At 62.8% G+C, this 19082-nt stretch carries 17 protein-coding genes; 6 read left to right on the top strand and 11 right to left on the bottom strand.

Annotation, left to right across the window (positions count from 1 at the left end; all coding sequences use genetic code 11):
- Positions 1 to 21 precede the first annotated feature (21 nt).
- A complete protein-coding gene (locus P0D84_RS15115; protein ID WP_408337610.1) occupies positions 22 to 1476 on the top strand; it encodes an MFS transporter in 1455 nt (484 codons plus the stop codon).
- Between the two features lie 141 nt (positions 1477 to 1617).
- Here P0D84_RS15115 and otsA read toward each other — a convergent pair whose 3' ends face one another.
- The 7 genes from otsA to P0D84_RS15150 all read right to left on the bottom strand — a co-directional run bounded on the left by otsA (position 1618) and on the right by P0D84_RS15150 (position 7589).
- On the bottom strand, positions 1618 to 3045 hold the full coding sequence (gene otsA / locus P0D84_RS15120; RefSeq protein WP_408337612.1) for an alpha,alpha-trehalose-phosphate synthase (UDP-forming): 1428 nt from the start codon (positions 3043 to 3045) through the stop codon (positions 1618 to 1620).
- Between the two features lie 209 nt (positions 3046 to 3254).
- On the bottom strand, positions 3255 to 3482 hold the full coding sequence (locus P0D84_RS15125) for a hypothetical protein (RefSeq protein WP_179736906.1): 228 nt from the start codon (positions 3480 to 3482) through the stop codon (positions 3255 to 3257).
- A gap of 153 nt (positions 3483 to 3635) precedes the next feature.
- Positions 3636 to 3884 carry a hypothetical protein gene (locus tag P0D84_RS15130; protein ID WP_408337614.1) on the bottom strand — a complete coding sequence of 83 codons (249 nt, stop codon included), beginning with the start codon at positions 3882 to 3884 and terminating at the stop codon, positions 3636 to 3638.
- A gap of 1340 nt (positions 3885 to 5224) precedes the next feature.
- Complete coding sequence (locus P0D84_RS15135; protein ID WP_408337616.1) at positions 5225 to 6625, bottom strand: sigma-54-dependent transcriptional regulator; 1401 nt, start codon at positions 6623 to 6625, stop codon at positions 5225 to 5227.
- Between the two features lie 120 nt (positions 6626 to 6745).
- Positions 6746 to 6964, bottom strand: a complete 219-nt coding sequence (locus tag P0D84_RS15140; RefSeq protein ID WP_408339932.1) for a hypothetical protein — start codon at positions 6962 to 6964, stop codon at positions 6746 to 6748.
- Positions 6943 to 7221, bottom strand: a complete 279-nt coding sequence (locus tag P0D84_RS15145) for a hypothetical protein (RefSeq protein WP_408337618.1) — start codon at positions 7219 to 7221, stop codon at positions 6943 to 6945. Before P0D84_RS15145 ends, P0D84_RS15140 begins: the two co-directional genes overlap by 22 nt.
- Before the next feature lie 50 nt (positions 7222 to 7271).
- On the bottom strand, positions 7272 to 7589 hold the full coding sequence (locus tag P0D84_RS15150; protein ID WP_179736900.1) for an ElaB/YgaM/YqjD family protein: 318 nt from the start codon (positions 7587 to 7589) through the stop codon (positions 7272 to 7274).
- A 359-nt stretch (positions 7590 to 7948) separates the two neighbouring features.
- Between P0D84_RS15150 and P0D84_RS15155 the strand changes: the two genes are divergently transcribed.
- From P0D84_RS15155 to P0D84_RS15165, 3 genes are all read left to right on the top strand, one after another.
- Positions 7949 to 9010, top strand: a complete 1062-nt coding sequence (locus P0D84_RS15155) for a sigma-54 interaction domain-containing protein (RefSeq protein WP_408337621.1) — start codon at positions 7949 to 7951, stop codon at positions 9008 to 9010.
- Between the two features lie 376 nt (positions 9011 to 9386).
- A complete protein-coding gene (locus P0D84_RS15160) occupies positions 9387 to 9992 on the top strand; it encodes a hypothetical protein (protein WP_408337623.1) in 606 nt (201 codons plus the stop codon).
- Entirely contained in the window at positions 9989 to 10609 is a 621-nt protein-coding gene (locus tag P0D84_RS15165) for a hypothetical protein (RefSeq protein ID WP_408337625.1), read from the top strand. The genes P0D84_RS15160 and P0D84_RS15165 overlap by 4 nt, the downstream gene beginning before the upstream one ends.
- A 199-nt stretch (positions 10610 to 10808) precedes the next feature.
- Here the strand turns inward: P0D84_RS15165 and P0D84_RS15170 are convergent, their stop codons facing one another.
- Positions 10809 to 12155 carry an ABC transporter ATP-binding protein gene (locus P0D84_RS15170; protein ID WP_408337627.1) on the bottom strand — a complete coding sequence of 449 codons (1347 nt, stop codon included), beginning with the start codon at positions 12153 to 12155 and terminating at the stop codon, positions 10809 to 10811.
- Positions 12156 to 12250: 95 nt separating this feature from the next.
- Positions 12251 to 14002 (bottom strand): ABC transporter permease, encoded by a 1752-nt coding sequence (locus P0D84_RS15175; protein WP_408337629.1) that lies wholly within the window; start codon positions 14000 to 14002, stop codon positions 12251 to 12253.
- A 735-nt stretch (positions 14003 to 14737) separates the two neighbouring features.
- Here P0D84_RS15175 and P0D84_RS15180 point away from each other — a divergent pair.
- Together P0D84_RS15180 and P0D84_RS15185 are read left to right on the top strand one after the other, a co-directional pair.
- Positions 14738 to 16429 (top strand): sensor domain-containing diguanylate cyclase, encoded by a 1692-nt coding sequence (locus P0D84_RS15180; RefSeq protein WP_408337631.1) that lies wholly within the window; start codon positions 14738 to 14740, stop codon positions 16427 to 16429.
- A 127-nt stretch (positions 16430 to 16556) separates the two neighbouring features.
- Entirely contained in the window at positions 16557 to 16823 is a 267-nt protein-coding gene (locus P0D84_RS15185; protein ID WP_408337633.1) for a hypothetical protein, read from the top strand.
- Positions 16824 to 16913: 90 nt separating this feature from the next.
- Here P0D84_RS15185 and P0D84_RS15190 read toward each other — a convergent pair whose 3' ends face one another.
- Positions 16914 to 18230: an ATP-binding protein gene (locus P0D84_RS15190; protein WP_408337635.1), complete on the bottom strand. Its 1317-nt coding sequence runs from the start codon at positions 18228 to 18230 to the stop codon at positions 16914 to 16916.
- Entirely contained in the window at positions 18214 to 18939 is a 726-nt protein-coding gene (locus P0D84_RS15195) for a response regulator (protein WP_054035058.1), read from the bottom strand. Before P0D84_RS15195 ends, P0D84_RS15190 begins: the two co-directional genes overlap by 17 nt.
- Between the last annotated feature and the right edge of the window lie 143 nt (positions 18940 to 19082).

Below are 19082 nucleotides of genomic sequence, written 5' to 3' on the forward strand. Positions count from 1 at the left end.
TCACTCCAAATCAAAAAAACGATGCACGCACAACCATCGCGCAAGGACGGTTCGACGCCGGCCAATGCCGCTTCAGGCGCCCCCCTGGGCACCGGCACACCGTTCGCGGATAACACGGAACAAGGCTTGCCGATCCCGCAACGCTACTGGGCCATGCTGGTTATCGCGCTCGGCCTCACGCTGGCGGTGCTCGACAGCGCAATCGCCAACGTCGCGCTGCCGACCATCGCGCGCAATCTGCAAGCGAGCGCAGCCGGCTCAATCTGGGTCGTCAATGCTTACCAGCTCGCCATCACCATTTCGCTGCTGCCGCTTGCGTCGCTCGGCGACCGTATCGGCTATCGGCGCATTTATCTGGCCGGGCTGATCCTGTTCACGGTGGCGTCGTTCGGTTGCGCGTTGTCCACCTCGCTGCCGACGCTCGCGCTCGCCCGCGTGGTCCAGGGTTTCGGCGCGGCGGGCATCATGAGTGTCAACACCGCGCTCGTGCGCATGATCTTTCCGCCCGCGCAGCTTGGGCGCGGCGTTGCGATCAACGCGATGGTCGTTGCGGTGTCATCCGCGGTCGGACCGACGGTCGCTTCCGGGGTGCTCGCCGTCGCCTCGTGGCCATGGCTGTTCGCGATCAATGTGCCGATCGGGATTGCGGCGATCGTAGGCGGCTTCAAGGCGCTGCCGATGAATCCCGGCCACGAGTCGCCCTACGACTATCTGAGTGCGGTGATGAACGCATTCGTGTTCGGCCTGCTGATTTTTGCCGTCGATGGTCTCGGCCACGGTGAGCGCCTCGGCTGGGTCGTCGCGGAGGCGCTCGGTGCGATCGTGATCGGTTATTTCTTCGTGCGTCGTCAATTGACCCAGTCCGCGCCGCTGCTGCCGATCGATTTGCTAAGGATTCCGGTGTTCGCGCTGTCGATCGGCACCTCGGTGTGTTCGTTTTGCGCGCAGATGCTGGCCTTCGTATCGCTGCCGTTTCTCTTGCAGGACACGCTCGGTTTCTCACAGGTCGATACCGGCTTGCTGATGACGCCGTGGCCGGCGGTGATCATCATCGCCGCGCCGATTGCGGGTGTGTTGGCGGACAAGGTGTCGTCAGGCTGGCTCGGCGGCGTCGGACTTGTTGCGATGACCGCGGGCCTGTTGCTGCTCGCCACTCTCGGCGCACATCCCGAGCCGATGCAGATCGCGTGGCGCATGGCGGTGTGCGGTGCGGGCTTCGGGATCTTCCAGTCGCCGAACAACCGCACCATCCTGTCGGCCGCGCCACGCGAGCGCAGCGGCGGTGCGAGCGGCATGCTCGGCACCGCGCGCCTGACCGGACAGACGCTCGGCGCGGCACTGGTCGCGCTGATCTTCGGCATCGCGCCCCAGCATGGGCCGACTGTCGTGCTGTATGTGGCTGCGTGCTTTTCAGCGGTCGCCGCCGTGGTCAGCACGCTGCGGGTGATGCAGCGCGTGAATGTGCAAGCGGCGTGAGCGTGTTGCGAGCAATGCAACAAGGGCGCGAATCGCGTGCAGCGGTCCGCGCCCTTCTTTAATGCTTCATTCATCCGCAAATAGTTCGACGTGAGCAGCGCGCGCGGCCTCCGAAAAGAATCCGCGCCGCCACTGAGGCCGTTACGACGATGCCGTCACGTCAGCGAGCTTTACCGCTTTGGCCGTCACGGAAGAGGCCGTCGCGACGTTGCGCAGATCGCCCAGGAACGTATCGCGCCAGACCGACAGATTGTTCTCGCGCATCGGCGCCATCATGTCCGCATGCCGCGCTTGCCGTTCGGCGAGCGGCATCGACAGTGCGCGCTCCAGCGCCTCGGCCATCTGCGACAGATCGAACGGATTGACGACCAGTGCGCCCGGCAGTTGCTCGGCCGCGCCGGCGAATTGCGACAGCACGAGTACACCCGGATCGGCCGGATCCTGCGAGGCGACATACTCCTTCGCGACCAGATTCATCCCGTCGCGCAGCGGCGTCACGTAGCCGACCTGCGATTGACGGAACAGCGCCATCAGCAGATTGCGCTCGTATTTGCGGTTCAGATATTGAATCGGCGTCCAGTCGAGTTGCGCGAACCGGCCATTGATGCGGCCGGCTTCACCCTCCAGCGTCTGGCGGATGCGCTGATAGGTCTGCACATCGGCGCGAGTCGGCGGCGCGATCTGCACCAGCGATACACGGCCGTGCCAACCCGGCGCATTCAACAGCAACCGCTCGAACGCCTGAAAGCGCTCCACGAGGCCCTTCGAATAATCGAGCCTGTCGACGCTCATGATCAGCTTGCGCCCACGCATACCGTCACGCAGGCTGCGCACCGGCTTGCGGTCGGTGAACTGCTCAGCGGCTTTGGCGATCGCGTCCGGATAGATGCCGATCGGGTACGCCGCCACTTTCAGAAAGCGGTTGTACGCGTGCACCATGCCGTCCTCGCTCGAGGTGCCGTGCTGGCCGCGCTCGATAAAGTCGACGAACGACTGACGGTCCGCCTCGGTCTGAAAGCCGACCACGTCGTAGCTGCACATTGCCTTGACCAGCTCTTCGTGCGGCGGAATTGTCCGGAGTACTTCCGGAACTGGAAACGGAATATGCAGGAAGAAGCCGATTGGATTTTTCACCCCGAGCTCACGCAGGCAGCGCGCGAACGGTAGCAAGTGATAGTCGTGCACCCAGATGATGTCGTCGGGTTTGAGCAGCGCCTTGAGATGCTTGGCGAGCGTCGCGTTGACCCGCTGATAGCCCGCGTATTCTTGCCGATCGTAGCGCGACAGGTCGTTGCGATAGTGGAAGGTCGGCCACAGTGTCGCGTTGGAAAAGCCGCGATAGTACTGGTCGTAGTCGCGCTTGGTGAGGCCCACCGTCGCGTAGGTCACGTTGCCCTGCTTTTCGATCACCGGAGGGGACGGCTCGTTCACCGTCTCGCCGCTCCAGCCGAACCAGACTCCGCCGGTTTCCTTCAACGCGTCCAACACGCCAATCGCGAGGCCCCCCGCCGAGGGACGGCCTTCCTGCGTCGGCGCGACACGATTCGATACCACGATCAGTCTGCTCATTGGTGCTCCATCTGGTCAGTTGTTTCGTTGCGTACTGATAAGTGCCAAAAGGGGGTATGCAAATCGCGTGCCGTTTTTTGAGACGCTGGGAATAAAAATGTGTGCAAATGTGACAGGCGAGCGAAAACTCGCGACTTCGAAGCGCCGCGAAGAATTTTTTGCTGCTTTACATGGCAAAATCGGAACCGTTCTTACCGGTAACCACGAGCTTAAGCGTCCTGTTCCGAGCCGAGATCGCGCTGATACTCCAGTCCTTCGGGACGCACACCGCCCTGGTTGTACTCGCCGTCTGGCGGCGCGTCGGGCGCGACGCGGTTTTGCGCTGAGGGGTCGTGCGCTGAGGGGTCTTGCGCTTCGGGCGGACCGTTCTTGCTGCTGGCCGGCCGGGAATCGCGTTTCGAGTGGCGCGCGGAACGGCGCAGTGCTGGATGTCTCATGATCGATGCCTCCAGGGGAAGCCCGCCGCTATCGGGAGCGGCATTAATACAGTCTAGGGGTCGCGACGGTAAACTGCCGGTAAAAGATGCGCCGGCTTTGTAACAAGTACATAAAATTGCTGCGCCGGTATGTGGCGCAGCGCACAGAACGCGTCAGAGTTGCATGCTCGATCGATGCGAAGGCGGACGGGGACTGGCTTGTGGCGTTTGCGTGGGCTGTGGTGGGGGATCGCCGATCGGCGGCGCAACGGGTTCGATTGGGTCGGGAGTCGGTGAAGGACTTGGAATGGTGTCGGGTTCGCCGGGGTTGGGTGCCGGCGACGGCGACGGCGGTTCGATCGGCTCTGGGCGGTGAGCGTGCTTCGAGAAGGGAAGCGCGGGCGCGAGGGTGTATTCCGGCATGTTAGTTATCCTCCGGTTTTTGCTGTCTTCTGGATGGCAGCAAGGCTTGTGCCGGTGGTTTTTGCCTTCGGCCGTTTTTTGTAGATGGGTTTGCGTTCGCGGCGCGCTTTGGTTGTTTTGCCTACGGCGTTGGCCTTTCCTTGATTTGTTATTGGTTTATTAGCGTTGCCCCTGTGCGGGGCGGCACCTACTTCTCTTTGCCGGCTGCAAAGAGAAGTAGGCAAGAGAAAGCAGCTCAAACCGCCAGCGCATAAGCGGGTCCCCCGCACAGTTGCGGTAGTGGTGCATCCGGAATCTGTGCCCTCGCGCATTCGGCGTGAGTGACAAGGCGCTCATACTTCCCGCCTTGCCCTGCGTGCTCGCCGGAAGGGTTCATCATGCAAACCAGTGGCTTCGTTTGGGGCAGTGGGCCATCGGCTTCGCCTCGGCGATACGCTGAAAATACCGGATGGCCTTTTGGGTGCCCCGCCAAGCGCATCAACACCTAGCGGCCGCGCTGGCGCACCCAAACAAAGGAAGCAGCTATTGGCCTAATGAAGCAGCAGAGAACGATAACAACGTTGGTTTTACTAAGTTTCCACGGAGCCTTAACCACGGAGCACGGTTACCGACCTGGCGCAAAGACTTAGCAACAGCGCAAGGTTCGCTCAACGGCCGCCGAGCGGCAACAAAAGTGCATGTTTGCTGAACCGCCACCGAGCCTCAACAACAGCCCACGGTTTGTGAACGATCGTCGAGCATCAACAAACGTGGACGGTTTGCGGAACTGCCGTCAAGCCTCAACCACAGCCCACGGTTTGTGAACGACCATCGAGCCTCAACAACAACGCGCAGTTTGCTGAACGACCGCCGAGCATCAACAACAATGCGCGGTTTGCTGAACTGCCATCGAGCCTCAGCAACAGTGCATGGTTTGCTGAACTGCCGCTGAGTGTCGGCAACAACACACGTGTTTGATCAAGTACCGCTACGGCGCGCGCAGCGTCGCCGGAAGTATGACTGCTGTGTCACTGACGCGGAGTGTGCGAGAACACAGATTCCAGATGCACCACTGCCGCGACTGCGCGGGGGACCCACTTAAGAATTTGCGGTTTGAGCTGCTTTCTTTTGCCTACTTTTCTTTGCAGCAGGCAAAGAAAAGTAGGTGCCTGCCCCGCACAGGGGCGACGCTAATAGACCAATAAGAAAACAAGGAAAGGCCAACACCATAAGAAGACAAACAACAAGCGCCGCACGAGCAACCAGCTCAAGGAAAGCCCAACACCGTAGGCAAACAAACCAAACCAAACCCACCGCCGTAGGCAAACACACAAAGCGCACTGCCGGAGGCAAAAAAACCCTCACGCATCAGCCCCCTTCAAAGCCCGCGGCTCGTCAGCCGCATCCCCCTCATCACGCGCATCATTCCCATACTCAACAAGCCGGTTATACAAAGTCTTAAGACTAATACCAAGAATCTCAGCAGCCCGCGTCTTCACACCCCCGCATTGCTCAAGCGTGGCCAAAATCAACTGACGGTCCGCTTCGGCAAGCGAGGTCCCAAACGGAATCGTAATCGCCGTACCCGCCGCCGGCTTCGACAATGTGATCTGCAACGGCACCGTCGCCGTGCTGTCCGAATCCGAACCCGACATGATGTGCGCGCGCTGCACGTAGTTCTTCAACTCGCGCACATTACCCGGCCAGGGATACGACATCAGCATTTCCTTCACCGCGGCCGGGAAATGCTTCTTCGTGCTGTGACGCTCGTTGAGCTCGTCAAGAAACGCCTGCGCGAGCAACTCCACATCCTTACCCCGGTCGCGCAGCGGCGGCAGGCTGATCGGAAACACATTCAGACGATGGTACAAATCGAGCCGCAACTTGCCTTCCAACACCGCCTGCTCAGGATCGCGGTTGGTCGCCGCGATCAGTCGCACGTCCGTTTCGATTTCCTTGGTCGTGCCGACCCGCATGAACATGCCAGTTTCCAGCACACGCAGCAGTTTCACCTGCAACTCAATCGGCATTTCGGTGATTTCGTCAAGGAACAGCGTGCCGCCGTTCGCGCGTTCGAAATAGCCTTTGTGCTGACGGTCCGCGCCAGTAAACGAGCCGCGCTCGTGACCGAACATCTCCGATTCGATGAGGTTCGGCGAGATCGCACCGCAGTTCACCGCAAGGAACGCGTGTTTGCGGCGCAAGCTGAGTTGGTGCAGTGTCTGAGCGGCAACTTCCTTGCCGGTCCCCGACTCGCCCACCAGCATGACCGAGGCCGCCGTCGGCGCAACGCGGCCAATCTGGTCGTAGACCTCCTGCATGGCCGGTGAATTGCCGAGCATCAAGCCAAAACGGCCCATGCGGCGCAACTCGCCGCGCAACGTGCCGATTTCCGCCTTCAGGTCGCCGGCGCGCGGCAGCCGCGAGAGAATCGCCTTCACGCGCTGCATGTTGATCGGCTTCACCAGGTAGTCGGTGGCGCCCATCTTCAGCGCGTTGACCGCCGACTCCACCGTGGCATGGCCCGTAATCACGATCACTTCCACGCCGGAGCGCGGATCGAGATCTTCAAACAGATCGACTCCGCTGCCGTCGGGCAGCTTCAGATCGGTAAAGACAACGTCCGGCATCTGCCGGACCAGTTGAATGCGCGCTTCGCGCAAATCGCCCGCAGTGGCGGTGGTCAGACCGTCTTCCCCGATGATGGCGGAAAGCGCCTCGCGGGTACCGGCATCGTCATCGACAATCAATACGTGTGGCATCGCGTCTCGAAAGCCCGAAAGCGTGAATGAGGAAGCATGCGAAACCGCATGCTGAAAAAGCCGGCGGGCGGCTTACCGCTGCGCCGCGATGCGCCCGGATGTGAGCACACGCCAACGTTTTTACAACAGCGCCCAGCCCTCGACTTGATTCGATATTGCAACAATCAACACGGAAATCCCCCCGCTGACTGCGACATTGTTGTCTATTTGCCTATTATACGGCTTTAACGAGATAAATTTGTCATGCACGCCAAACGCCGCCGTCAAAGTTTCACACCGACGACGCGGCGCGCGCAAGGGTCTTTCAAGCGCCGCGCTTAACTGCGTGGAAACGGCCATGCGCCGCCGTGTCCGTTCGGATGGGCCGAGCCATTCGCGCCCTGCGCCGTGTCCGGCGTGGACGGGCCGGCACTCGCCGCCGTCGCGCTGCCGGACGGCGTAGCCGGCGCCGCCACTGCGCCGCCCTCGCCTTCCCAGCGGCTCAATTCACGCGCCGCCGGAATCTGCGCGGCGCGGTTTCGCTGCACGTAGCGCACCGCCAGAAAACCGCCGAGGGCCATCAGCGCGCCGAAGATGCCAATTTTGGGTCGTGCCATCGTGAACTCCTTTGTTTATCGTCGAGCCGATCGGCGTCGAGCATCGCGCGTTAGCGCGCGCTCAGCACGCCAAGCAGAAAGCCGACGCCCGCGGCAATGCCGATCGAGCGCCACGGGTTGCGCCGCACGTAGCGTTCCGTATTGACGGTCGCGGCCCGGTAGCGCCGCTGCGCATTGCGCTGGGCATCGCCAAGCGTCGATTGCAAGGTTTCGACATGCGCGCCCAAGCGGTTGCGCAGCGCGTCGACGCCCTCGCCCGGCACGTTGGCGGCAAGCCGCAGCATCTCTTCCGAGTCCGTCAGCAGCACTCTCAGATCATCGACAATCTTCTGGCCGCCGAGTGCAAGCTGTTGCGTGGTGTCAGTCATCATTCGCTCCTATGTCTGAATTCGGCGTTTGCGTGTTATATCGCGTGCGGCGCGAACCATCGGAACCGTATCCGTGCCGCACGCTTCGAACCAGGACGTACAAAAGCACACGCGTGTCGGGTTGATGACGCAAACCCCGTGCCCGGTAAATTTACCGACCTCATCCGTTGCCGGCAGAGGCTTAGGCACTTTCGACCGAACGCGCGCCGAGCCATCCCGTCGACCCGCCACATGGATTGCAGGAAGCTGCGTCAAAGTGGTTAAATCAAATTTTTGTGAGATAGTGACCGCACTGGTCCGTCTCGCGTCAAGGCCTGCGCGCCGCAGCACCGAACCTCATTTGCACAGGACCCCCGTTTATGGCGTCAATCGATCTGGACTCGCCCACCGTCTCCGCCGGCGGGAGTGCTTCGGCACAGGCGAAGCAGCGCGTCGCGGACGGCATCGCGGGACTGAAATCGTACGGGCTGCTGTATGGCTCGTCGCCGGTGATGCTCGATCTGTACGAACAGATCGAACGCGTCGCCAGTACCGACGCGACTGCGCTGGTCATCGGCGAATCCGGCACCGGCAAGGAACTGATTGCCCGCACGATTCACGATAAAAGTGGCCGCAAGGAGGCCCCGTTTGTCGCCGTCAACTGCGGTGCGATTCCCGACGAACTCATCGAAGCCGAATTGTTCGGCCATGAAAAAGGCAGCTTCACCGGCGCGGTCCAGGGGCGCGTCGGCTACTTCGAACACGCGAACGGCGGCACGCTGTTCCTCGACGAAATCACTGAAATGGCGCCGGTGCGCCAGGTCAAACTCCTGCGCGCGCTCGAGACCGGCACGTTCTTCCGGGTCGGCGGCAACGAACTGATTCGCGGCGATGTCCGTGTGATTGCGGCGACCAATCGCGATCCCGCGGTAGCTGTGAAGGAAAACGGTCTGCGTGAAGACCTGATGTACCGGCTGGCGGTTTTTCCGTTGCGCGCGCCGCCGTTGCGCGAGCGTGAGAACGATCGGGAACTGCTCGCGCAACACTTCCTCGCCTTGCTGAATCGGCAGGAAAACGCAAGCAAGAGCTTCAGCAAACGGTCGATCGAAACTTTGCGAACCTGGTCGTGGCCGGGCAATGTGCGCGAGTTGAAAAACGCGGTGTATCGCGCGTTCATTCTCGCGGAGAAGACGGTCGAGCTGCCGCATCCGCATCTCGCGTCGCGTGTGAAAAAGCCCGTGACGCAAGGCGACGCGATGAGCGTCTGGATCGGCACGCCGCTCGCCGATGCGCAAAAGCAGATCATTCTCGGCACGCTCAAATATTGCGGCGGCGACAAGCGGCGCGCAGCCAAGGCGCTCGGCGTGAGTCTGAAAACGCTGTACAACCGCTTGAGTGCGTATGGCGACGACGAAGGCGCGGAAGAAGAAACCGAACAGTAAGCCCTGCCAGGCGCTCACGTGGTTGGCTCGCTTGAGCGTGTGATGCCGGTGTGTTGTCGAGGTGCGGGCCGGCGATTTTTTGCGCCTTCTCGTGCGTCTGTTGTGTCTTCCCTTTCTGCAGAAACGGCCGTTTCCGCCCACCTGTCGTCTCATAATTAATCCCTTCGCACCACCAATCAAATCGGTTCTCTCTCACCAGAAACCGATTCGTCTCGCACTATCTTTTGCAATTGCTTGCACTTTCCCACTGCCAATTACAAATGGCATCCTGCAAAATGCGGCAGCACATAATGCAACGGTGAGAAAGACGTGCCTTTCATTCACACACAAGCGTCGCGAGTAAATGAAAGGCACTTGCAGGAGCAGAGACAGGGAAATGCAAAAAAGTATGGTGTGGGGCGGATGGGCAAGACCAACAGCCGAAGTATCCGCAGCGCCTGGAGCAGCGAAACGCGCAAAGTCGGCTACAACGGCGCTCGTCGCGTTGGCCGTGGCAATCTCGTCGGCATTGAGCGGCTGTAGCTCGCTCTATTCGGAAGGCGCCACCGCCGGCGCCGGTATCGCGGGCGCCGCGCTTGCCGCCAAAGTTACCAGCAACGCGGCAGTGGCTACCGGCATCGGTCTCGGCGCGGTGGCCGCCGCGCGCGCCGGCGTGCAGTACTCGGAGCGCGTGGTCCATAAGAATACGCAGGACGGTATCGCCAAAATCGCCGGACCGCTCGACGTCGGTGCGATTGCACCGTGGAGCGTGATCCACTCGGTGCCGATCGAAGACGACGAACACGGCCGCGTCACCGTCAGCCGCACCATCAGCGCCGGCGCGCTCGACTGCAAGGAAATCGTCTTCTCGGTCGATCAGACCGCCACCAAGAATGTGCCGGCGAGCAGCGCGTTCTACGTCGCGTCGATCTGCCGTGACGGCGACAACTGGAAATGGGCATCGGCCGAACCTGCTACCGAACGCTGGGGCGCGCTGCAATGAAGGCGCGCTCGCTTCCTCATCCGCGCAACGAATCGGCGCGGTCTGAGCCACGGTTCGTCGAGGGCACGCGTGCGGCCCGGGCACCGCGTGCCCTTGCGGCGGTACTTTCCGGCAGCCGGCTGCGGCTCGTGCTGGCCGGTGCACTCTGCGTCGGTGCCAGTCTGCTGACGAGCGGCTGCTCGTCGGTGGGCGCGGCGAGCGGCGCCGCAGCTGGCGTCGCGTCAGGCCTCGTGACCTCGAACCCGGCAATCGGTATCGGCATCGGTATCGCCGTGCAGGCCGCAACCGACGAAGCCGTCGCCCACTATATGCGCGTCATGCACACCGATCAGCAGGACATGATCGCCGCGTTAGCGGGGGCGATGCCGGTCGGCGAGACGCGGCCGTGGGTGGTCAAGCACACGCTGCCGATCGAGAACGGCCACGGCCAGGTACGCGTAACGCGCGCGTTCAGCTCGGCGCTCACGCTGTGCAAGGATTTCGTGTTCTCGGTGCAGGACGGCGACGGCCCGAAGGCGCACGAAGACTGGTACATGGCGAGCGCGTGCCAGCAGGACAAGGGCTGGAAGTGGGCGTCGGCGGAACCGGCGGTCGAGCGCTGGGGCAATCTGCAATAAAAAAACGCAACCGCCGGTTATGCGAGGCAGCGGGCGAACCGGTGCGTTTCCCGCCTCTTCAAAACAAAAAAGCGGCGGGGTCTCCCCTGCCGCCCGGATGGCTGACCAGCCCCACGTTTTCCGAAGCGTGGGGTTTCGTTACTCAGGCGAGGCAGATCGCTGTGTTCTGCTTGATCAGCTTCAACCAACCCGACCTGGCTTAAGACTCCACGTCTTCCAGACTGAATATTTCCGTCTGGTCGTTGTACGAGAATATCTCGCCATAACGGCCCCAGTTGATCACTGCATCGAGCGTCTCTTCCGCAGCGCTGTCCGACAGAAAATCCTCCAGCTCCTGCTCGAAGCGCACGCGCGGCGCGCGATGGCCCGGCCGTTCGTTCAACACCTTCTTGATCCGCGCGGCGAGCGGCACGTGGCGCAGCAGATGCTCGGCGAACATCATCTTGCGCTCCTGCGTGCCGAATTCCGCAAACACGCGTGCCGGCGGCGTCAGGAAAATATCCCCTTCGCGCACGTCCGCAAAACCCAGGTGCTGCAGCACTTCGGCAACCGGGAACAGATCGTCCACCTCCAGATGCAGCGAGCGGGCGATTTCCGGCATGTCCGCGCGGCCGTGGTACGGCGCGGCGGCGAGCGTTTCGATCAGACCGGCCATCAGGTTGGTCGACACATGCGGCAGCCAGCTGTGCAGCTCCAGCCCCTTCTTGGTCTTTTCGTCGGTCTGACGCGCGGTCATCTTCGCGTAGATCTCGTCCACCAGGCGGCGGAACGCCGGATCCAGACGGTTACGCGGATGCTTGAACGGCACCTTGATCTCCGCGATCACGCGACCAGGATTGGACGACAAAACCAGAATCCGGTCGCACATGAACACCGCTTCCTCGATGTTGTGCGTGACGATCAGCACCGCCTTGATCGGCATGCGGCCTTGCGTCCACAGGTCGAGCAGGTCGGTGCGCAGCGTTTCGGCGGTCAGCACGTCGAGCGCCGAGAACGGTTCGTCCATCAGCAGCAGCGTGGGGTCGACCACCAGCGCGCGCGCAAAGCCCACGCGCTGACGCATGCCGCCCGACAACTCGCGCGGATAAGCGTTTTCGAAACCGTCCAGACCGATCAGGTCGATTGCCGCCAGCGCGCGCGTGCGCCGCTCGCTCGCGCCGACGCCTTGCGCTTCCAGACCCGCTTCCACGTTTTGCAGCACGGTCAGCCACGGAAATAGCGCGAAGGTCTGGAACACCATCGCCACGCCCTTGGCCGGGCCGTCGAGCGGCTTGCCCATATACGTGACTTCGCCGTCGGTCGGCTCGATCAGACCGGCGATGATGCGCAGCAGCGTCGACTTGCCCGAACCCGAACGGCCCAGCAAACCGACAATCTCGCCCTCGCGCAACGACAGATTCGCGTCGTCGAGGACGAGCAGCTCGCCCTGCGACTTGTTGAACCCGCGGCACACGTCCTTGACGCGCAGGATCTCCTCGCCGAGGCGCGGCGGCTTCGGCGGTGTCTGGATCGGCGTGGCGGTCATAGCAGCTTTAGGATTTTGCATCGCGTTTAGCCTTCATTTCTCTCAACAAAACGCCGGGCCGCCCCCAAGTCTCTACCCCTTCGGGGGCCCGGCGCGAAGCGACAGGTTCGGGGCGCTCAATCAAGCCGGAGCTTGGCTTCGGCGTAGGCGTACATCGGACGCCACAGCAGACGGTTGAACAGGGTCACGAACAGAGACATCACGGCAATGCCGACAATGATCTTCGGATAGTCGCCCGCCGCGGTGGATTGCGCGATATAGGCGCCGAGGCCGTGCGCGGCCACCTTCGTGTCGCCCCACTGAACGAATTCCGCGACGATGCTCGCGTTCCACGCGCCGCCCGACGCGGTGATCGCGCCGGTCACGTAGTACGGGAAAATGCCCGGCAGCATGGCTTGGCGCCACCACTGCCAGCCGCGGATATGGAAGTTCTTGGCGGCTTCGCGGTAGTCGTTCGGATACGAGCTCGCGCCGGCAATCACGTTGAACAGGATATACCACTGCGTGCCGAGCACGATCAGCGGGGACAGCCAGATATCCGGGTTCAGATGGAAGCGCACGATCGCGATCACGAACACCGGGAACAACAGATTCGCCGGGAACGCGGCAAAAAACTGCGCGAGCGGCTGGATCTTCTCCGCGAGCGCCGGCCGCAAACCGATTAGCACGCCGACCGGCACCCAGATCAGCGAAGCGATCGCGATCAGCAGCACGACCCGCAGCAATGTGATGAGCCCGAGCACCAGCACATGCCCGACCTCGTCGAGCGACACACCGGTGCGCACATACATGAATACGCGCGACACCACGTACACCGTGACGATCAGCACCAGCGCCGCCCACAGAATATCGCCGACGCGCGAACTCTTCTGGCTCTGCGGAATCTGGAACCGCGGCCCCTGGAACGCCGGCAGGCGGAACGGCACGCGCGCGGCCCTCGCGAACATCCAGCCGAGCGGCACCAGCAGACGGTGAATCAGCCGCGTGCGGCGGATCAGGTCGAGCAGCCACGATTCCGGCGCGTCGCCCGAACTGGTGTTCTCCATGCGGAATTTGTCGGCCCATGCAACGAGTGGGCGGAACAGGAACTGGTCGTAGGCGAGAATCACGACGGTCATGGCGAGGATCACCCAGCCGATCGCATGCAGATTCTTGTCCGAGATCGCCTGCGCGAGATAAGCGCCAATACCCGGCAGCGTGATCGTCCTGTTGCCGACCGTGATGGCTTCCGACGCAACCACGAAGAACCATCCGCCCGACATCGACATCATCATGTTCCAGATGAGGCCCGGCATCGAGAACGGCACTTCGAGCTTCCAGAAGCGCTGCCATGAGGTCAGATGAAAACCGCGCGAGACTTCGTCCAGATCGCGCGGCACCGTGCGCAACGACTGGTAGAAGCTGAAGGTCATATTCCACGCCTGGCTCGTGAAGATCGCGAAGATCGCCGCCAGCTCCGCGCCGAGCACACGGCCCGGGAACAGCGCGAGGAAGAACGTGACAGTAAACGAAATGTAGCCGAGCACGGGCACCGACTGCAGGATGTCGAGAATCGGCACCAGCACGAGGCCGGCGCGGCGGCTCTTGGCCGCCAGCGTGCCGTACACCAGCGTGAAGGTCAGCGAGGCGACCATTGCCGCCAGCATGCGCAGCGTGGTGCGCATGGCGTACTCGGGCAGATTCGCCGGGTCGAGCGAAATCGTCTGGGTCTTGAGCGTCGACATGGGCGCCAAGGTCTCGTGAAAGCCGATCGCGGCCATCGCGATGATGCAGATGATCAGCGGGAAGGCGACGAAATCCCAGCGATTGGGCAGCACCCGCCATGCCGACGCATTGGCGGTGCGCTTCAGATTGAAGCTGAAATCCATCAGACGCTCTCCCCTTTTTTAATACTGGTCATACGGGCATTCAAAAGCACGAAGGGGGCTGCGGCTTCGGCGCGGCGGTCTGAAGATCGGTCCGGAAAGCGGAAATCAGGCATGGCAAAAACGCGTGTGCGCGGTAAATCGTTAGCGTTGGAGACACGTGAACCGGTGACGGACATGTCCGTGGGCGAGCCGCCCGGGACCGCAAACCGTCAAGCCGGGCTCCTGTCGCCGCAGGCGCCGCCCGAAGGCTGGCGAGCTTTCCTCTGTTTTGGACGGCACGACACTACACCATCCTATGTTTCAGGCACAACCTTTCGCGGCAAATAGCGGCAAATCGCTGTGCACGCTCCAGCAACGGCCGCCGGCCGGCGCCGACGCACGCTGCAGCGTGGCAACTACTGTCCCGCGCCAGCCCCGTCCCCCGCCGTTGCAATAGCGGCCGGAGCCGCGTTTCAAACCCTGGAAAACCCGCGCAGCCATTCAGAAAGCTGATGCGCTGCCGTTAAGAATCTGATGGGCGCGACGGACACACTTCGCATTCCCGCAATAACGATGGCGTCGGGCCCCATGACGGTTAAAATCAAGAGACGGCACGCCGCTTGCGCCTATGCCGGGGCCACAGCGAGGCTCAAACCAGGGGCGTGTTGCCAGCCGCTTGCACAGAAGCGAAATAGCGCCAGCGCGCTGCCACGAATGAGCCAGTTGCATGTCACAGCCAGACGGATCAGAGGGTCGATGAACAGGAAAACCTTGCGCCAGGCAACCGGACCGATCAGCTTCGTGCTGATCGTGCTCGTTTGCTGGTTCGTGGCCGGCATGGTCGCGGACCGGATGGTACAGCAAGAGCTGGACGCGGCCCTTCGCGCACAGCGGCAAATGTCCACGTCGATTGTCGACAACATGGCGGAGGTGATCGCCAGCGACCTCGCGATGTCTCGCGCGATCCCCGCAACCATGGCCGAAATGGACGTGGTCCAGCACGCGCTGGTGCAATCCCAGAATTATGCCGCGAACAGCGCAGCGGCGGAACCCGCCCTGCGCACCGTGTTGTTAAAAGACCCGCGGATGATCGCCGTGAGCAACTTCCTGCACGACGCGCAAGGCTTCTCCGGGCTCGATCAGATCTGGCTCGTTAACGCCAACGGTATCTGCGTCGCGTCGAGCAACGCCATCGACAACCCGCTTACCCGGGAAGGCTCCTTTGTCGGCATCGACATGCGAGTTCGGGGCTATCTGACGAATGCCTTGCTCGGCGCGTTTTCGGAGGCCTATGGCGTGGGCCGCAATAGCGGCGAGCCGGGCATCTTCATCGCCGCGCCGGTGTATGCCGACGGCCTGCTGGTCGGGGTCGTGGTGGCCAAGGTGGGTATCGCGCGGTTGCGCCACTGGGTCGCGCATGCCGGCACCTTCGTCGCCGACGATAACGGCGTCATTATCATGGCGCACAACAGCGAACTCGAAGGCCATTCGCTGCCGAATTCGCGCGTCACGCAGATGAGCGCCGCCGAGCACATGATCATCTATCGCCGCGAAATCCTCCCCGATGTACAGATCCAGGTCGACACGCAGGTGCGCGAGCAGGCGCCCTGGGTACCCGCCGCTGTCGCCGGACAGCTGTTCGGCATGAGCGCGCAGCCGGCGCCGGCGCTGTATCAGGCACGCAGCGGCTTGAACTCGGGATTGTCGGCGCATCTGGTCGATCCGCTCGCGGCGTGGCCCGAGCTGTTGCGTAATCACAAGCGCGATCATCTGCTGGTGTTTCTGACGCTGGGCGGCACCGTCGCGCTTGCATGGGTCATCACCGTGTCGTATGTGCGTGAGCGGCGTCACCATCGCGCCACGCGCGACCTTGCCGAGCAATTGCAATCGGCCAACACACTGCTCTCGGCCGAGGCGCGCCACGATGCGCTGACCGGCGCACTGTCGCGGCGTTACTTCCTCGATCTGCTGCGCCACGAGATCGAACGCGCGCATGCGGGCAACGAGCCGCTGTGCATGGCGATCGCCGACCTCGACCACTTCAAGCAGATCAACGACCGCTTCGGCCACGCCGCCGGCGACCGCGCGCTCGAACATTTCGTCGACACCTGCCGGGCTGAGTTGCGCGGCGCCGATGCGATCGGCCGGCTGGGCGGTGAAGAGTTCGGCTTGTTGCTGCCGGCCACTGATCTGGCGGGAGGCCGCGAAGTCGTCGAGCGCTTGCGCCTGCGCCTGAAGGCGATGCCTTCGCCGAAGTTGCCACCCTCGGTGGGCCTGAGCGTGAGCATCGGCATCACCGAACTCTCGCCCGACGATCTGCCCGAGCGCATCATGAGCCGCGCCGACACGGCGCTCTACGCGGCGAAGACGGGCGGCCGCGACCGCACCGAAGCCCTGCCGCCCGACGACACCGCACCGCCCGCGCGGACGGTGGCCAGCGTCTGGTGATGCCAGTGCCCCGGATAAGTGCGGTAGCTGATGCAAAGCAAGGCTTGGCCTCGGGCGTCCTGTAACGAAGCAGGTATCATCAACCCTGATATTGAGGTTGCCGCTACCGCTCTAACGGGAGATTCGCATGAAGGGAAATTTGGTCATCGTCTGTCGCGATCAGGATGCTCACGCATTCGACCATCTGCTGGCCGAATATGGCGCGTTCCAGACGCGCTTGTCGTCGACCGCGTGGTATCTGAAACTGGCTGTCGCGCCGGAATTGATTCAGGAAGAGATAATCGCCCGTCTTGGCAAGTACACCACGCACTATATTTTCGAAGCCGAAACGGTCACGTGGAATACGGTGGATAGCGACGCGGCAAACGCGTTGAACACGCTGTTTTCAGACTAGTGCAAGGGTTCGTCCGGACATCGCGTTCCGGGATAGACACAGTGGGGCAGGCGCCTGCCGCCCTTTGCCCCGCTCACCCTATCCGATGCTTTACCAGACGCTTTCCGAGGCCACCATGACACGCGGCACCGCTTCGAACGGAAAGCTCATCAAGACCCGCAAGCCACGGCCGCCGTGGTTGCCGATCTCCCACTCGCCGCCCGCACGGCGCACCAGACGCTCGACGATCGCGAGCCCTAGCCCGCTATGACCATTGCCGCCGCGTGCCGGGTCGAGCCGCACGAACGGCCGGCTCGCGTTGATCAGGTCCTGCGCGGCGATACCGCTGCCGTTGTCGCTCACCGACAGCGTGAAACCCTGCGCCGTGCGCGCCGTGGCGACGACGATCGGCGGCGCGCCGTAGGCGTGCGCGTTGTCCAACAGGTTCGACAGGATCCGGTCGAGCGTCGCAGCGGGTAGCAGGAAACCGGACCCTGCGTTGAGCTCGGTCCGCACCGTGGATGCACCCGCCGCCACCGCGCGATAGCTGCGCACCACGCGCTCGCACTGCCCGTCTACTTCGACCGCCTCGCTGCGATCGGCGCCGTCGTGTGCGAACACCAGAAACTGTTCGACGATATGCGTCATCGAATCGACGTCGCGCACCACGCCGTCACGCATCTTCACTTCTTCCATCATTTCGGCGCGCAACCGCAAGCGCGCCAGCGGCGTTTTCAGGTCGTGCGCGACGCCGGCCAGCATCACGGCCCGGTCGTTTTCAGTACGCGCCACTTCCTGAACCATCTGGTTGAAGCCATGCGTCAACTGCCGCAACTCGCGCGGCCCGCGCTCGGGCACCGGCGGCACCGGCAGGCCGCGACCGAAGCGCGCCACCGCCTGGGCGAGCGAGCGCAACGGCTGCTGCAGCGCCCACGCGGCAAACAGCGCCGCCATCACCGCGAACGAGAAAATGATCACCAGCCACAGCACGGTGCGGTCGAGCGAACGCGGCGGGCGCAATGGCTGCAGCGGCACCACGATCCAGCTGCGATCCGTGGTGGCACGCACCCACAGCGTGGGTGGACGGCCCGGCGACCCAACCCGCACCAGGGTGCCGGAGGGCATGCGATCGCGCACGTCCTCGACGAAACGTTCGAGCGGCGGAGGCAGGTCGGCGTTCTCCGGCGCCACGTCGGGGCTTGTCGGATCGACCAGCCTGACGCGCGACGGCAAGGGCAGGTCCGGCGTGCGGGCGACGTGCTGGCGCACCGAGTCGACGAGGAAGATGGCTTCCTCGACTGCGTAGCGCGTTTGCAGCTGGCTGCGCTCGAGCCGCATGAGCGCGTACCACGCGAAATGGGACAGCAGCAGCACCGCAATGACTAGCAGTGCCAGGCGCCCGAACAGCGAATCAATGGGCCGGCGCATGCTGTTCGCCGTCCGGCACGAACACGTAGCCGCGACCGCGCACCGTCTGAATGAAGCGCGGCGTGGACGGGTCGGTTTCAAGAATGCGACGCAGGCGCCACACCTGGACGTCGATGCCGCGGTCGGTGCCGTCGTACTCCGGGCCATGCAGCAATTCGAGCAGGCGCTCACGTGTGAGCGTGCGCATGGGGTGATTGACGAAAATCTTCAGGAGCGCGAATTCGCTACCCGACAGCGTGAGCGGTTTGTCTTCCAGATGCAGCGTGCGCGACTGGAAATCCAGCGTGAAGCGGCCGAAGTTGAACGGCTCGCGTTGCTCCGGCGCCGCCGCCGAGGGCAGCGTGCGGCGCCGCCGCAGCACCGCCTGCACGCGCGCCAATAGCTCGCGCGGATTGAACGGCTTGCCGAGGTAGTCGTCCGCGCCGAGCTCGAGGCCGACGATACGGTCGACGTCGTCAGCACGTGCGGTGAGCATGATCACAGGGATGTCGTCGCCCGACGCGCGCAGCTTGCGCAGCGCGGTCAGCCCATCTACGCCCGGCATCATCAGATCGAGCACGATCAGATCCGGACGCTCGCGTTCGAGCCTGCGCTCGAGCGTGCCCGCGTCGTGCAGCACCGAGACTTCGATGCCCTGACGGGCCAGATAGTCGCGCAGCAGGTCGCGCAATTCGACGTCGTCGTCGACAACAAGTATTTGAGTAGCCATGGGATGGAGTTTAACGCGCAGCAGAAGGGTTTTCGATTTCAGACGGCCATCAAGGGTTACCGGGTGTTACGGTGAAAGGCGTACGTAATGACCCGTAATAGCCGCATCAAGTCACGTAACACGGCGGCGGATGCAGTTGTCTA

The organism is Paraburkholderia sp. RL17-337-BIB-A (genome assembly GCF_046025895.1).
Classification (GTDB): Bacteria; Pseudomonadota; Gammaproteobacteria; order Burkholderiales; family Burkholderiaceae; genus Paraburkholderia; species Paraburkholderia fungorum_C.

Excerpts from the sequence above, each read along its gene's own strand:
- P0D84_RS15165 (WP_408337625.1), top strand. The coding sequence starts at position 9,989 with ATGAAGGCGCGCTCGCTTCCTCATCCGCGCAACGAATCGGCGCGGTCT.
- P0D84_RS15150 (WP_179736900.1), bottom strand. The coding sequence starts at position 7,589 with ATGACTGACACCACGCAACAGCTTGCACTCGGCGGCCAGAAGATTGTC.
- P0D84_RS15155 (WP_408337621.1), top strand. The coding sequence starts at position 7,949 with ATGGCGTCAATCGATCTGGACTCGCCCACCGTCTCCGCCGGCGGGAGT.
- P0D84_RS15115 (WP_408337610.1), top strand. The coding sequence starts at position 22 with ATGCACGCACAACCATCGCGCAAGGACGGTTCGACGCCGGCCAATGCC.
- P0D84_RS15180 (WP_408337631.1), top strand. The coding sequence starts at position 14,738 with ATGAACAGGAAAACCTTGCGCCAGGCAACCGGACCGATCAGCTTCGTG.
- P0D84_RS15125 (WP_179736906.1), bottom strand. The coding sequence starts at position 3,482 with ATGAGACATCCAGCACTGCGCCGTTCCGCGCGCCACTCGAAACGCGAT.
- P0D84_RS15175 (WP_408337629.1), bottom strand. The coding sequence starts at position 14,002 with ATGGATTTCAGCTTCAATCTGAAGCGCACCGCCAATGCGTCGGCATGG.
- otsA (WP_408337612.1), bottom strand. The coding sequence starts at position 3,045 with ATGAGCAGACTGATCGTGGTATCGAATCGTGTCGCGCCGACGCAGGAA.
- P0D84_RS15140 (WP_408339932.1), bottom strand. The coding sequence starts at position 6,964 with ATGGCCGTTTCCACGCAGTTAAGCGCGGCGCTTGAAAGACCCTTGCGC.
- P0D84_RS15190 (WP_408337635.1), bottom strand. The coding sequence starts at position 18,230 with ATGCGCCGGCCCATTGATTCGCTGTTCGGGCGCCTGGCACTGCTAGTC.
- P0D84_RS15145 (WP_408337618.1), bottom strand. The coding sequence starts at position 7,221 with ATGGCACGACCCAAAATTGGCATCTTCGGCGCGCTGATGGCCCTCGGC.
- P0D84_RS15130 (WP_408337614.1), bottom strand. The coding sequence starts at position 3,884 with ATGCCGGAATACACCCTCGCGCCCGCGCTTCCCTTCTCGAAGCACGCT.
- P0D84_RS15170 (WP_408337627.1), bottom strand. The coding sequence starts at position 12,155 with ATGCAAAATCCTAAAGCTGCTATGACCGCCACGCCGATCCAGACACCG.
- P0D84_RS15195 (WP_054035058.1), bottom strand. The coding sequence starts at position 18,939 with ATGGCTACTCAAATACTTGTTGTCGACGACGACGTCGAATTGCGCGAC.
- P0D84_RS15185 (WP_408337633.1), top strand. The coding sequence starts at position 16,557 with ATGAAGGGAAATTTGGTCATCGTCTGTCGCGATCAGGATGCTCACGCA.
- P0D84_RS15135 (WP_408337616.1), bottom strand. The coding sequence starts at position 6,625 with ATGCCACACGTATTGATTGTCGATGACGATGCCGGTACCCGCGAGGCG.
- P0D84_RS15160 (WP_408337623.1), top strand. The coding sequence starts at position 9,387 with ATGCAAAAAAGTATGGTGTGGGGCGGATGGGCAAGACCAACAGCCGAA.